This window comes from Streptomyces sp. HUAS TT11 (genome assembly GCF_051553595.1).
Classification (GTDB): Bacteria; Actinomycetota; Actinomycetes; order Streptomycetales; family Streptomycetaceae; genus Streptomyces.
Window position 1 is genome coordinate 1,769,990 of sequence record NZ_CP196184.1, and the last position, 16,496, is coordinate 1,786,485.

The 16,496-nt window shown below is 72.5% G+C and carries 1 protein-coding gene; it reads left to right on the forward strand.

The features are described from left to right. The first annotated feature begins 4 nt into the window (after window positions 1-4). A complete protein-coding gene (locus ACSHXN_RS08220) occupies window positions 5-16,342 on the forward strand; it encodes a hypothetical protein (protein ID WP_438302856.1) in 16,338 nt (5,445 codons plus the stop codon). Window positions 16,343-16,496 lie beyond the last annotated feature (154 nt).

Below are 16,496 nucleotides of genomic sequence, written 5' to 3' on the forward strand. Positions count from 1 at the left end.
CTCCATGGCGATCGAGGCCTCGCCCCAGCTCAACAACCTGCTGTTCGTCCTGATCGGCGAACGGCTGCTCCAGGCGAACGAGGACCAGGCGTACGCCAGCCATCTGCCGTACAAGCGGCTCGGCAAGCGGGTCCTGGAACTGTCCGACATCATCGAGCAGTCCGTCGTCGGCACGGGCAGGGCGCTGCCGCCCCGGGTCGGGAACGACTACGTGCGGGCGATGAACCTGTTCGTCAACGACGGCGGAACGAACTACCTCAAGGAGTTCGCCGACCAGCTGGACGAGATCGCGCAGGGGCGCGTCCAGACGTCGATGAACATCACCGAGTCCAAGTGGCAGATCATCGCCGAGCTGATCCGGCTGCTCATCGAACTCGCCATCATCCTCGTGATGTCCATCTTCAGCGGCGGCTCCTCCGCCGGTGATGCGGCCGTCGCCAGGGCCCGCAGCCGTGTGGTGATCCTCACGGTCATGGACACGCTGCTCAAGCGGACGCATCTGATGCCCACCCTGAGCGAGGCGTTCGAAGAGGCGTTCATGACCTTCGCGGTCCGGCTCGCCATGATGGTCGCAGGACCGGAGGGCCGCCGTCCCAAGGGCTTCGACTGGGCGCAGATCGCGCAGGACGGCGCCTTCGGCGCCTTCGCCTCGATCTTCCACGGGGCGTTCTCGAACGTCGGGAACGTCATCAGCAAGTTCTTCAAGAACAACCCCTTCGGGAAGGGCTTCGACAAGGACTTCGCCAACGACGTGGTCTCGAAGGTCGGCAAGAACGACGTCCGTGACCTCGGCGGCAGGAACTCCCACTTCTCACCGGACAAGGTGGCGCGGGACGTCGGCCGGGACGGCCGCGACTTCGTCGTGGAGGGCGGCTCGGAGGCCGCCGCCGAGTTCCTCGGCAGCGGCCTGTTCACGGGGAACTGGTCGACCAGTTGGGACACCTTCCTCGGCGCGGGCATCAGCGGCAAGGTCGAGAACACACTCAGCGCGGGAGCCGCGGGCTCCGGGAACTGGATCAGGAACACCTTCGGCCCGAACACGCCCGCATCGAACGGTGCGTCGGACGGCGGAGCGGACGGTGCCCGTGGAGGTTCCGAAGACCACGCAGGAGGGACCCGCGGCACGTCCGGAAACGGCCCCGGGACTTCGGTGCCGCTGTCCACGGGGGGTGCCTCGCTCCCACGATCCGGCTCCGGCACCCGTACGAACTCCCTGACCGGCACGCACTCCGACACCTCCGAGGACTCCGCGTTCACACCGCCGCCCACGCACACCAACACGGTCGGCACCGGGAACAACCCCGCCACGGGCGGTCGTACCGGCACGGTGGGGCACGGCGACACACACGACGAGCGCAGCGACGAGCACCGGCAGACGCGTGCAGATCAGGGCGACGGCGCCGAACGTGAAGAGGGATCCGACCACAGCGGCGAGGAGAGCCCCACCACCGGCGTCCTCACCGAGAGCGGCGACACCACCGCACCGCACAGCGCCACGACGCACAGCGACCAGCCGGCCGTCGACCACGCACCCGGCACCACGGGCTCGGCGTCCCCGCACCCCTCGTCCGCCGCGCACGGACCGCGTACGACGTCCTCCGACGAGGCCTCCCCGCACCCCGTCACCACCGAGGCCGCGGACGACCGGGGGGACACGACGCTCACCCCGGCGCCCCCGGTCGACTCGGCACCCCCGGTCACCCCGGCGTCCGCCGTCGGTCCGCCCCCGTCCGTCACGGCTCCGTCCCCGCCGACCGCGCACCCGGCGGCCGCACCGGCCGCCGGCAACACCACCCCGAGCGAACACGACGCCTGGCGGCGGCTGTTCACGCCCGACACCTCGCAAGCGTCACCACAGCAGCTGCTCGACGAGATCGCGGCCCACCGCGGCGGGGACCTGCCCTCGCCGGCCGAACTGGAGCTGCGCAGGACCGTGCACGAGCAGCTGGCCTCGCTGCCCGGGGTGACGGTGGTGGTGGACGACGCCGCGAACTTCGGCCACCAGGCGGCGGCCACCATGCTGATGGACTCGCTGCACGAGCTGGGCTACGAGGGGCGCATCACGGTCGTCGCCCCGGAGAGTGTCCAGGACCGGCTCCAGTTGCTGGTGCCGGCCGCCATGAACCAGCGGATCGACTGGCGCACGGGCACGTTCGGGTCGGGCACGGCGGGGTCGGGAGTCCAGGCCGAAGGCATCAAGGACTCCCTGGTCCTGGTGGCCGCGAGCGACCGTCTCGACCCGGACCCCAAAACCGCCAAGGAGTTCCTCGACTTCGTCGGCGCGGACCGGGCGATCGTCCTCAAACCGTACGCGTGGGGCCAGTCGCACCGGCTGCTCTACACCCGCCCCGGCGCGGAGGGGCCGGTCACGGTCCATAACCTGGAGGACGACGGAACCGGTACCCCGCCGATCCCCGGCGGCGCCCTGTACCGCTTCCATGTGCCGAAGCTGACCAGGCCCGAGCTGGACAGCCTGATCGCCGACCAGGTCGGCGGCGCACGCGGTGCGGGTCTGCGGGCCGTGGTGGACGCGGTCCTGAAAAGCCGGGCCGATCTGATGCCGGTCTACGGCCTGCACAACGTGGCCGCACCCGGCCGTGCCTCCGCCGTGAACACGCTGGCCTCCGGAGCGCATGCGGCCGGGCTCGGCAAGCCTTCGGTGGTGATCACCTTCGGCGACGCCACCGTGCCGTTCGCTCCGCGCCACACCGCGGACTGGCTGGATCACGCCGACCTCGACGACGAAGACCTGGCGGACCGTATCGCCGCCCTCGGCCCGGACCAGGTCCTGATCGTGAACGGCGGGAAGCTGCCGCAGGACGTGTTCCGGCAGGTGTACCAGCTCGGCACCCTGCCCGCCGTCCTGGAGGGTGCCAACACCAGCAACCTGGCACAGCTTCTCGGGCGCCCGTTCTTCTCCGTACTGACCCACCACACGCCGTACGACCGTCACGATCCGGACGCCGCCGACCGGCTCCAGGGCGTCACCGAGGCGATCGTGCGCGAGAGCGAGTGGGGTACCCGCTTGGAGAGCGCCCCGGGCTGGGAGGACCTCCAGACGACTCATACCGCACGGTCGGTGCTGGGCGCGCTCCCCTCGCAGGACGGGGGGCGGCTGCTGACCCAGGACGAGATGCTGCGGCTGACCGACGCCCTGCCGAAGGAACGCATCACCGGCATCCTCGGGGACGGCGACACCGTCCGGCGGATGGTGGACTTCGACTCGAACGATCTCGCGCAGGTCAAGCGGCAGATGCGGGATCCGGCCGAGCTCGTCCTCAACACGGACCGGCACAGGCAGCTGCAGGACGTGGTGGACGAGTTCCACTCCGGTCACGAGAAGACCGTGCGGGACGCGACCCGCACACTCTCGGTGGGTCCGACGGCGGAGCAGACGCAGGCCGTGGCGGACGCGATCAGGGACTCCGTGACCGAAGGAGCTCCGCTCCACGGCTACTTCCGGAACCTGGCGGCACAGGCCCGGGACCCGCGCAACGACCAGGTGCTCCAGGCGCTGAGGATCGCCTTCTCCGGCGCCCGCACCGACGCCTCCTCCGGCCCGCCGCGCCCCTTGCCGGCGGTCTCCGCCCATGACCCGGCACCGGGCCAGGAACAGCGGAGCGCGCCGCCGAGCCCTGTCCGTACGGAGTCGACGATCCCGCCCGGCCCGGCCACCGTCTCCGACGGCACCGTCGGCACCGTCGGCACCGGTTCGACACGGACACAGGGGCCGTCCCCCGTGTCCACCGTGTCGGGGGCCTCCGACGGTCCCGGTGATTCCCGTCTTTCCGGCGATTCCGATGATTCCGATGATTCCGACGAGGACTTCGGCGACTTCACCGATCTGCTCGGCTCGTCCGATGATTCCGACGAGGACTTCGGGGACTTCACCGATCTGCTGGGCTCGTCGGAGCCCACGGGAGACGTCACCGATCCGCTCGACTCCTCCGAGCCGACCACGGGCGTCCTCGTCGAGAGCGGCAGCGGCAGCACCGCGCACCAGGACACGTCCGACCACCCGGCTCCCTTCCTCGCCTCCCACCCCGTCGCGAACAGCGGGGACTTCGCCGCCGAGCAGTCGCTGACGGCCGCCCCGGCGGACTTCCTGGGGGCGAACGTCCTGTCCATGGACCTCGACGAGGGTCTGGCGCTGCATGCCCCCGGGCTCGACACGAACGCCCGCCGTGCGTTCGTCAGGGCCCTGGCCGATCCGGCCCTGGACCAGCACCGGTTCGTGCTGGTCCAGGACAGCCGCCGGGACCCCGGCGGGCGGCCCGTGTATGTGCTGGCACCGGCGGTCGAGTGGTACGCGCACCACTACGCGGACGTCAGGTCCTTCGATCTGCCCACGGACGCGCTGCCTCCGCTCCGTGCGGAACACGGCTATGTGGAGGCCGCCTTCGCCCCCTACCTCACGGGAGGGACATCCGACCCCGCGCGCAGCATCGGCCACACCTCGGTACCCCGCGACCCTCGCGACGGCTCCGGTCCCGGGCTGGTGGTGACGCCGGCCATGAACGGCTGTGCGTTCGTGGTGTCGGGCCACGCGGCACCCGACCGTTTCACCGTATGGCACTACCAGTCGCCGGAGTCGAACTTCCATCACACCGTCGACTTCCGGCGCGACATACGGCCCACCGACTGGTTCGGGCACGACGAGTACTACGGAGGCGACCACGCGGACGGCGGCGACCGGCTCTTCGAGGTCGCGAACATGCTGTGGCACGGTCCGAACGGCTGGGAGATCCTCAGCCAGGAGAACCACACCAGTGCCCGGGCGAAGGACTCCATCTCCTTCGGGGAGTTCCGCAGACGTCCGCTGGTGCTCGACCCCGGCCGGGAACTCCAGCACACGGTGCGGTTCTACCAGGCGATGGCGCGCAGCGAGCGCGAGCAGCACAACTGGCCGCTGCGGCAGCTGCGCAGAAAGATCCTCGACGTACGCCCGGCGGGCGGCGACCCGCAGCTGCCGGCCAACCTGTTCGACGCCGTGGATACGCAGATCGACCGCGAGGTGGCGGCGCTCGGGCGGGTCACCGACTTCGCCTCCCTCCGTGACCTCGCGGACCAGTTCAAGGCGCAGCGCGCCACGCTGCGCGATCAGCTCGAGAGCCTGATCGGCCAGGCGAGCGTCGTCGGCGGCAATGCCTCCAGGGAGCAGCGCGAGGCCGCCGTCAAGGTGCGTGATCTCGCTCAGCAGTTGGTGAACGAGTTCATCCACAACCCCGCGAAGAACTGGACGGAGCTGCTGCGCGACGAGGGCGCGGCACCGCACCCCCGGACGGTCGCCGGGCTCCATGTGGCCAAGGCCCGGGCCGAACGGGACGCCCCGGGTTCGCTCCTGAACGTACGTCGTGACGGCCTCGCCCGGACGAAGCCCTCCGGTGCGGAGGCGACGGCGGTGCAACAGGTCGTCAGCCGCCTCCAGAGCCATATCACCGACGAGATCAGGCGACTGGAGCAGGTCACCGACCTCGCGGCCCTGCAGCAGTTGGCGACGAGCCTCTCCCAGGGGCGCCGGAGTCTCCAGCGGGAGCTCGTGGGGGAGTACGCCGGCATGATGGCCGCGGCCGCCCAGCAGCGCATGTCGACGGCCGCGAGGCAGGCCATGACGGAGCGCCAGAAGCTGACGTCGCAGATGCTGGAAGTCTTCGTCAACAAGCCGTTCGACGACTGGATCACCAGCCTGAACCGTGCGACGTCGGCCCTCGCGGGTCCGGGTCCGGCGGACCCCACGGGAACGGCGGGGACCAGCGCACACCCCACGTCCGACGTCCTCACCGAGGGCAGGGGCACCGGCGGCCGCTCCGTTGCACCCACCCGTCTGGTGACCCGTCCCGTCACCCCCGAGGACCCGCCGGCCCCCGTCCCTGCCGTCCCTACGTCCTCTGTCCGCACCCTCGACGACCGCACGGTGGCCGACTCCTCGCTGCGCCGGATCACGCTCACGGGGAGCGACGGACGGCAGGTGGGCCAGGCCTCCTACACACCGGGTGACTGGGCGCGGCGCGAGCAGCGCATGCCCACCGTGCTCGCGGGCGGCACCTACTCCGACCACCGCACCGACCGTGCCGTCCTCGTCGGTGCACCGCACGCCCTGCCGTGGCGGGACGGCGGCGCCACCTTCTTCGCCGGACACGGCACGCCGACCCGGGTCACCCTTGCCCTTGCGGACGGGACCACCGTGCAGGTCACGGGCCGGGAACTCGCCCGCTATCTGGAACGCGGGGACCTCGGACCCAAGGACCGGCCGATCGTGCTGTACTCGTGCTCCACCGGCCGGCCGCCGGAGCACGGCGGGCTGTCCGTCGCCCAGCACGTGGCCAATCTGACCGGCCGCGTGGTCCACGCCCCCACCACCGAGGCCGGTACGGCCGTGGACAGCAAGGGGCAGATACGGACGATCCTCTATCTGGACCCGGACGGCACGCCGGGCGCCTGGACGGCCTTCACCCCCGAACCGTCGGGTGACGCCCTGGACGACCTGGCGCGGCACGCCGGACTGCACGACGGCCCGGAGGCCGCGGACCCCTGGGCCCGCAACCACACCCTCCAGCTGATCCGGACGCTGCGCGGCACCTTCGGCACCGGCATCGAGGGCTCCGCCGAGCACCATGCGCTGCTGCGCGACCTCGCGGCACTGGACGCGCTTCGCTGGAACCCGGGCCAGGACGGCTCCGCCGCCGGCCACACCGACGGCCGGATGACACCCGGCCTGCTGCGCCGGATCACCCGCGACCTGCTCGGTCTGCCCGGCACCGCGACGCCGGACGCGGGGCAGTACAGGACCGTGCTGTCCGAGGCGGGCAGGACCCACGACGCCGACCCCGCCGCGGCACTGCTCCGGCTGTCCGCGTCCCCCGTCCCCGCCGCCTCCCCGTCCGCGCCTCGTCCACCGGGCGAGAGCGCACCGGCATCCGACGCCCTGCCCGACGGCGGCGGGAACGGATCGCCCGAGGCGACCGCGGTCCGCACGGTGGCCCGGCAGCTCCCCGCGGCCGGCGGCCGGCCCCGGCTCGACGTGCTGAACGTGGCGGGCGACGGCGACTGCTTCTTCACCTCGGTGCTGGCGAGCGCCGCCCGGCAGCAACCGGCCTCCGAGGTGCGGAACATGACCGTGCGCAGGCTCCGCGACCATGCGGCGGACTGGTTCGCCGGCTCCGGACTGCGGGACGAGGAGCCCATGCGGATGGATCCGCTGGACGTCCTCGTGGGCGACCTGGACACCGCCACGCTGCGACGCGTACTGGGCGGCGTACCGCTGCCCGCCCTCACCCCGGGCCGGCAGGCCCGGGTGGACGGCGCGCCCCTGCAGGACCGGCACCGGATCGCCGACCAGCACCACGCCGAGCTTCTGCGCACTCGACTCCTGGCCGGCCTGTGTGCCGGTGACGCGACGGCGCAGGACCATTGGCGGCGTCTGCTGCAGACCGCCTATCCGCGCTGGGCGCGGACGGCTCCGGACCTCGCCGAGATCACCGGCACCACGACCGCCGGCCTGGTGGAGCGTGCCATCCGTGACGTGCGGCTGTGGGCGACGCCGTTCTTCGACCGCGCGCTGCCCGCGGTCGCGCAGAGCATCGGGCTCGACGTGGTCGTGGTCCAGGACGGACGCCAGGACCACCATCTGGCCGAGGGCGCCACCGGCCCGGTGTACGTCCACTACAACGGCCGGGACCACTACTCGGCCGTCGCGCCGGCCGCGGCTCCCGGCACACCGTCCTCGTCGCCGCCGAAGAAGAAGGTGCACTTCGCAACCGGTACCAAGGGCGGCCCGGCGGGCCGGTCCCCCACGTCCTCACCGGCGCAGAACCCGCCCGGGCCGCACGGGGCGAAGCCGGACGGAACCGGACCGCAGCAGCCCGGACCGGGCGAGAGCAAGCCGGGCAAGCCCAAGCCCGCCTTCTTCCGTATCGACACCGAGCTCGACACCCATCGTCCGCCCCGGCTCGACCGCTCGCTGCTGCCGCCTCCCCGGGACGGCCGCCCGGTGGTCTTCAGCGACGGCAGCCGGCTCCCCGCCCATCTGACGGGCGACGGCGAGGACGGCACGGCCGCGGGCAGTTACGGGCAGGCCCGGGTCACCCTGCGCGGCACCGACCAGGTCGCACGCGAGATCGGCGCGCGGACGGGACTCGACGAGTCGGCGGATCCCGGCGCGGGCGAGGCCCTGGCCGATCTGGAGCGGGCCCTGCGGAACACCCCCTGGGCCTTCCACGGCGACGGCTACGAGTCCCCGGCGTTCCGGGACGCCCGGGGCCGGGTGCGGGTGCTGCGGGTCACCACCCGGCCGCACGGCAACTGGGAGCGGTTCACCGACGGCTACGGCGCTCCGTTCAAGTTCGACGGGGTCCAGCGCAGTCAGGTCACCACCGGCGCGGGCAAGAACCTCAGCACCTCCGTGCGGATCGCCCCGAGTTTCGCCATCGGACCGCCCACGGGCGGGGCGCTCGCCGCCTACGGCCGCGTCGGTGGCGCCCTGGGTTATCACCGCTCGTACGACTACGGCATGCAGGAGCAGACCCTCAGCCAGGTCGAGACGCGGATGGGTGACGGGTCCCATCTGCACCTGGACGACGTCCAGTACGAGGTGCAGGTGGTCGGCCCGCGCTCCGGCGTCGCGCGCAGCGGGCTGCCACGGGCGTTCTTCACCGGCGAGAGCCACTTCACCTTCGGCGTGCGCAACGGGCTGTCCGTCCGGCTGTCGGACGGGGAGACCTCACCGTCGCAGGCGGGGCGCGTGCCCCGCACCATGACGCTCGGACCGTCGTCGGACTACCGCCTGGTGCACACCGAGGGCTACGGGCCGGTCAAGAAGATGCGGGACTGGGCCCTGAGACGGGCCGGCGCGGAACCGGGCACCGCCGCCTACGACGAGATCGCGGGGTTCTTCACGACGGAGAACTTCCACCGGATGGCCGACCGTCTCGCCCGGGACAAGGTGACCACACGCCAGTTGGTCGCCGACGACCCGCAACGCTCCCCCGTGGGCGCCTTCGTGGTCGAGCGGGTGGTGCCCGGCGAAGCGCGGCTGCTGACCGAGTCCGCCGCCGCGGAGATGCGCAACACCGTCCAGCGGGCGGTCAGGAACGAGCGCTCGCTGGGCAAGTCCTACAGCCAGGAGATCAACGCGGCCGTCGGTCCCAGCGCCACCTTCGCCGACTTCTTCGGCATGCGTGCCGGGCTGCGGGCCATGGCAGGGCTGGCCGGACGGTATGCGCGCACCACCACGCACACCGGCGTCTTCGGCGGCACCGGCAGTCGCAAGATCGTCGGTCAGGCCAAGAAGGTCCCCACCGACCTGTATCTGGTCCGCAAGACGGTCTATGTGCGCATGACCGGGGACACGGAGCCCACGCCGTTCACCACCTGGAGCCTCGACCGGATGACGCGCACCGAGGCGCGCCGCCACGCGGGCTGGGACGACGGCACCACCCTGCGCAAGCGCCACCGGAACGAGCCGCACGCCCCGGTCTATCTGACCAAGGAGGACCCGGCGGTCCTCGGGATGAGCCGCCCCGAGGCGTTCACCCACGCCGACGGTGCCCTGACCCGCAAGGACGGAACCGAGGGACCCGAGCGCACCCTGCTGGACACCTTCACCGATCAGGTCGTCCGGGCGGCGGCCCGCGCGTACCCCGGAATGGTCGCGCCCCTGGAGGACTTCGGCGATCCGTCCGATCCCCGCTGGCGTGACACCGAGCACTACCGGATGGCGCTCCAGAACACCCTGAACGTCATCAACACGCTGTCCCACCACAGCATGGCAGGCCATCTCGAGACGCTCGTCACCACCGGCCTGCGGATCGCTCTGGTCGTCCCCGGACGCTTCACCCGGTCCTACCGCTGGATCTGGATCGACGGCCGGCTGACCGACCGGCGCTACGAGGGCACCCAGAACGACCTGATCGTGCGCGGCAGCGCCCCGGGCACCGAGCGCCTGGACGGACAGCAGAACGTCGTGCGCGGTTACGAGGCCGGGGTGGACGTCTCCGTGTCGGTGCGGGACTCCGCCAAGGACGTCATCGGCCTGCCCCCCAACACCGGCACCCTCCAGGCGGGTCCGCGCTGGGGCCGGCAGACGGGCCGCAGGACCGGCTACGGCGCCACCGTCTCGTACGAGTCGCTGAGCATCGGGGCATCGCCGTCCCACCTGCACAGCTATCGACTCGAGTTGTCCGCGGTCAGCGGCGGCCACTGGCGCTTCCGCAACCTGTGGCGCGGCGTCGCCTCCCTCGGCGTGCTCGGCACGCACCATTTCGTACGGCGTGAACAGGAGAGCCCACTCGTCGGCGGCCCCGCGGGGAACCCGGTGACCGGCCGGGTGCTCCTCGCCGTGCCCGCCGAACACACCCCTGCCACCGATCCGCGCGCGGGGGCCGGGACCCCGAAGCCCGTCGAGGTCGAGCGGATGGACCCGGCTCGGGCCAAGGCACTTGCGACGGGAGACGTGCGCGGCGCCGGCCGGGAGCACGGCCCGAACCCCTTCGGGGACCTTCCGCACTATCCGCTGAGCGTGGGCGCCCACGGCGAACTGACCAAGGCCGCGGAGGACGTCATGCGTGACGCCTCGGGCGGTTCCTGGCACTTCGGGGAGGCCGGCGCCCCCGCCCATGACGCCATGCTGCGGCCGTTCCAGGCGCAGTACCTGACGGCCGACTTCGACCAGGCCTCGGGACCGGCCGGTTCGCGGATCACCGGCCTGTTCGGGAAGGGGCCCTACCTCAACCGGCTCGGCACACTCGTGCACCGCATGCGTGTGGTCAGTCCGCGGGTCGTCTCCAAGCCGGCCAAGATCGAGACGGAGCAGACGCTCGGCAGCGACCTCCAGGCGTCCGGCGCCGTCACCACCACCCAGAGCTTCACGGTCATCGGCAGCGCCGCGTTCCTCCACACTCATCCCACCGGCCCCTCGATCGCCGGTTCCTACGGGCTCGTCGGCCGCCGGGGCCGGTTGCGCGCGGTGACGCACAGCGTGAACCGCACCGTCACCGCCGACATCAACCCCGTCGACGAGAGCCACAAGGTCCTTGTGGCGGGCGACACCGAGCACGACGTCGCCGGCTCGGTGCGGGCCGACGGGCTGCTGTCCCCGCTGCACTCCCTGGCCACGTGGACGCGGGCTCACTGGGCGGGGCGCCGGCTGACCTTCTCCGGGGACTGGCTCGGCCATGTGTCGGAGAAGGCCGCCCACCGACTCGGCCTCCTCAGGGACCGGCTGGGAGAGGTCCCCCGGTACGCCGCGAGGGCCTGGAGCCAGCCCAAGTGGCTGCGCGACCATCCCTTCGGCTCGTACCCGGTGAACTCCCTGGACACCACCGCGGTGCTCGCCGACTTCGACGGCAAGCTGCGCGAACTGGGCGTCGACGACGCCAGCCGCGACCGTGTGCACTCCCTCGTCACCCCACGGGCCGTACGCGCCCTGCGGGAACAGCTGACCTCCACCGGCGCCGCGGCACGGACCCGGGTCGGCGGACCCGGGTGGCGCAGCGTCCGCGTCGGCGGGCGCACCGCCGCTCTCAAGGTGGAACTGGTCGCGGCGGAGCCGGAGTTCGACGGGCTCGGCCACAGCGCGGTCCTGAAGGACGGACGGCACGCCACCGAGACCACCGAGGACGCCGTGAGCAGCAGCGGCACCAAGGCCGTGGGCATGAGTGTCGGCGAGGCGGTGCGCACCGGCGACCCCGTCGCCCGGGCCGCCGGACCGACCTACGGCGAGCTGGGGTCGAGCACCCAGCAGACCACGACCGCGCGCTCCACGACCCGCTGGCGGTCCTCGATCTTCTACGCCAACGAGCCCTACGCCGAATACCTCACCGGCTACACCCTGCGGCTCACCCTGGATCTGGGCGGCGGCCGTACCGTCCACGCCGAGGGCGCGGTCGGCAGGATGCGCGAGCAGCTGCCGTTGAGCCTCAGCGTCCCGGCCACCGCCCCGGTGGACGGAGCCGCACAGGATCCCCTGGCGCCACCGGAGCCGGCCGCACCGCCGAAGACGGTCACCGTCTCGGCACTGGGCGGCACCACCGCGCAGGGCTTGGGGAAGGCCGTCGAAGCGTGGCGGGCCACCCCCCACCCGGACGGCACCAGCCGCCCGTTCCGGAAGCCGCCGATCGGCTTCGACGTGCGCCGGATCGTGGGCCTGACCGGCCTGCACGCCGCGGGGGACCTCGCCGTCGCCAGGGCGTACGGCGCCTCGGCCGGCCCCGGGGCCGGCAAGCGGCGGAAGCTGTCAGGCGCCGATCTGGACCGGGCCGTCGACAGGGCCCGCCGCACCCCGCTGACCAGGCCGGGCACCGCCTCGGCACTGGCGCTGCACGACGGCACGAGCAACGCCTCCCTGGCCGCCTTCTTCGGCGACACCACCACCGACGACGGATTCCAGGTGGCGGGGCTGACCGAGGACAGCTTCGTCGGGGGCGCGCAGGGCGAGTACCGGCTCTACTCGCGGCCGGACCTCGCCGGGGCCCGGCTGCTGGCGGTGGCTCCGGACGCCACGATGGAGAGCGCCGAACGGGACACCGCCGGAAGCGACGGTTCCGTGGCCCGCAGCGGCGCGCACGATCCCGCGCTGGGCGGCGGACCGCTGCTGGCCACCGGTGTGGCGGGCACGGCCGTCCCGGCCGTCGCGGGTTCAGACGCCACGGCCGCCGAGGCCGACGCCGCGCGGCTCGGCAGTGCCGAGGGCGCGCAGATCACGATCAAACCGAAGACCGGCCGCGCCTTCCTGTTCGCGATACCGACGAGTTGGCTCGGTGTCGCGGATGTGGAGCGCAGCTTCAAGGACAGCAGGCCCGGCGCCTGGCTCGGAGAGCACCTGGGCCCCTTCGGTTACGTCAAGCCCCGTCCGCAGGCGGTGGAGGCCGAGACGCAGGTGATCGCCTGGGTCCGCGAGGACGTCGCCCGTGAGCTGGGCCTCGTCTCGGACGAGACCTTCCCGCCCCAGGTCGCGGACGCCTGGTCCAAGGTCACCCGGGCGAGCGACACATGGGTGGGCGCGGACAAGAAGTACTGGCAGCACCGCCGGGCGATGCCGGAACTGCGCGAACGTCTCGGCGCCGGACGGCGTGAGCTGACCGCCGCCAAGCTCCGGCTCGCGACGGCGCTCGAGGCGGACCGCACCCGCGGGGCACAGCCGGACTCCGGACCGCGCCCCGCCGCGGCGGAGCGGCGGGAGGTACGCGAGACGGCCGCCGCATTGCAGGCGATCCGGCGCGAACTGCGTGTCACATACGACGCCATGAAGGCCGAGCTGGGCAAGGCGGAGTCGGCGGCCGAGGACTTCCACCGGGTCAGGGCCGCCACGGACCGGCTCACCCGCTGGCACCGGCTGCCCGCCGGGCCGCACGGTACCGACCAGCCGGAACGGCGCGCCGGTCTGACCGAACCGCCGGCCGTGGTGTTCGACAAGCCGCCCGCGAAGTCCGCCCCGGCACGCGAGCGTTACACCGAGACCGAGAGCGCCGGTGACGCCCCGGCGACGCTGACCTCGCCGACCGGTGCGGTGTACACGCTGCACGATGTGCCCGCCGACGGTGACGCCTTCCCTCATGCGCTGGCGGAAGGACTCCACCAGGCCGGCCCGGAACTGCTCGGTGGCCTGGCGGCGGCGGCAGACCGGCAGCAGATCGTGACCGGACTCCGCGCTCGGCTGGCCGCAGGCCTCGACGACCCGGGCAACGCGGACCTGCTCGCCTTCGTCTCCCCCGACACCCGGGACACCTTCAGCGCGGCCGAACTGGTGACCGCCGGGGTCGCGTTCGCACCGGTGGGACCCGAGCAGCAGGAGTTCGACGACACCGGCCATCTGCCCCTGCACGCGGATCTGCCCGAGGCACAGCGCGGGGCACTCGCCGCGGCCCAGGTGCGCCGCGGTGGCGACAGCGCGGACGACGCCGGCTGGGACCATGGCGCCGCCGACCTGCTTCCGGCCCTCGCCGCCCGGACCTTCGGGGTCCGGGTGACGGTGGTCCGGGCGGACGGCGGCTTCCTGGACTTCACTCCACCCGGGGTCGAGAAGGACGAGAAACTCCCGCACGTCGTACTGCATCTGAAGGACCGTCATTACCGGTTCGCGGTCCCTGACCGCGAGCCGGCCCGGGAGCCCGCACTGCCCGCGCCGCTGCCCCGGGACGAGCAGAGAGCACCGGCCGACGACGGGCCGCGGCGGCCCGCCCACGCCAAGGCACCCTGGACCACCGCGGAAACCGGCGCCTGGCAGCACGGCAGCGGACGCGACGGGCACGCGCTGACGGCTCCGGACGGCACCGTCCACGACCTCATGGAACCGTCGGGCGACGGCAACGGCTTCTGGTCCGCGCTCGCGTCGGCCGTCCACCCGAACCGGGAGGGCGACCCGGTCGCCCTCGTCGGCGGCTCCCCGCTGCCGCCGTCCGCCGTACTGGATCGTGATGCGGCCTTCACCCACGACGAGTTGGAGCGCGCCGGAGTCGCCCTGGACGCGGCGCGGGCCGAGGAGTTCCGGCGCTCCGGCGGAAGACTGCCCGGCGACCACGAACTGACACCACGTCAGGAGCGGGCGCTGATCCGTACCCAGCTTCACACGGGCCGCCGCTGGGACGATGCGACCGCCCGTACCGCGGTGGAGGTGGCGGCCGTCGCCCACCGGGTCCGCATCACCGTCGTCTCCGAGGACGGCCGCGCCGAGACCCATGTCCCGCCCCAGGCGCAGCCGGACCGCACGGTGACGCTGTACCGGCGCGGTGGGGAGTATCTGGCGGCCCTCCCGAGAACCACGGTGGCGCCGGTGGTCGACGCCACTCCCCGCGACGCCGACACGCACGAGGAGCCGAGCAGCAGCCCCCTCACCGAGAACGGCGACATCACCGAGGCGGACCTCACCGACGCCTTCAAGGAGCGGCTGAGCGCCCCCGCTCTCCTGGGCGCCGAGGTCACCCATGAGGACGTGGCTGGTCTCGGCCACGACGGCGCCGCCCGGGTCGCCTTCCAGCTCACCCGCGCCATCCCGCTCCGGGAGGCCGGACTCGGCGAACTCGACCGGGCCCGCCTGGTGCTGCGCAAACCGGAACTGGACCCCGAGTTGGCGGCGGCTCTGGGCAAGCGGCTGGAGGACACCGGGACGGAGCCGAAGCGGCTGCTCTGGCAGCCCGGATACGCCACCGGCGACCAGTTCGGCATCGCTGCCGCACTCATCGCGGACGAGAACCTCCATGTCGCGGTGATCACCGGTATCGCCGACCGGGCGCAGCAGGACAAGGGTCCGGACATCCACGACTTCTACCTGACCGGCGGCATCCCGGACGAGCGGGTCCACCTGGTGCGGCTCGCCGGGGGTGAGAAGCCGGCGAAGGCGGCCGAGGCCAAGGCCGCAGACATCATCGGCCGAAAGCTCACCGCCGACGACAGGAGGAACCTCCTGATCCCGGTGGGCTCCGGGACGACCTGGATCGGCAAGCATTTCACCGTGGAGGTCCGGCGCAAGGTGCGCGCCGCATGGCGGCTGGACGACGAGGGCTTCCCGGCCGCGGCCGGTGAGGCGGCCCGGAAGTGGCTCGCCGAGCGGCACATCGAGCCGTCCCCGGAGCGGGACACCGTCATCCTGTGGTCGCGCTTCAGCGGCAAGAAGGGCGACGTCCACGTCGAGCACGACACCGGCTACAGGGGTGTCCGGCAGATCCTGACCCGGCTGCGGGAGGAGTCGCGCACGGCCGGGCACGGTCCGCTCGTCATCATCGCCGGCGACGCCTACGCCGACCCGGCCCACGCCGGGAAGTACCCCGCGATGGAGGCGGAGTTCCGTGCGGAGGGGCTCGACGTGCACGACCTCACCGGGTTCTGGGCCAAGGGCGAGGCGAGCGAGCGGCAGGCGTGGGGCGGACACACCCGCATCGGTCAGATGCGGCTGTACGAGTACCTGCGGCGCGGCAGTCGCTCCACCCGCCATCTCGGCTTCCGCAGCGGCAATCTGGAGGCTCTGGCCCTGGCCGGCCACACGGTCCGGTACATGGAGGAACCCGGCAGCGAAGGCGGCGACCGGATGCAGAAATGGCACGCCGTGGAGAACTCCCTGCTCACCGAGGCGGGCGGTCTTGCCCCCGGCTATGAGCGGCTTCTCGTGCAGGCACCGCCGACCCGCTCGGGCAAATTCCTGGTCGGCCTCCGCCCGCCGCCCGGCGAGCGCAACGGCAATCCCGACCTGAAGCGGCCGCCGTGGGTGTACGGCGCCCCGAACCGTACCGGCAAGCCCGATGACCTCCGGAACAAGTTCAAGGGCTTCGAGCAGGGGGACCTCGACCGGATCGTGCGCTATCTGCTCGGCCGGGAGCCGGAGCCGCGGCGGACCGGAGAGGGGACCGGGTGAGGCTTCAGTGGCCCGGTTCCTGGGTGACACCACTGGCCATATGGTGTTCACCTCCACAACTTATGTATCAGGAGCACCACTTCGGAGGGGGACACCGGACGGCCGCTGCGGCCGGCCCCGGCCCGAGTCCGGCCCCGTCCCTCCCGACCGTGAA

Excerpts from the sequence above, each read along its gene's own strand:
- ACSHXN_RS08220 (WP_438302856.1), top strand. The coding sequence starts at position 5 with ATGGCGATCGAGGCCTCGCCCCAGCTCAACAACCTGCTGTTCGTCCTG.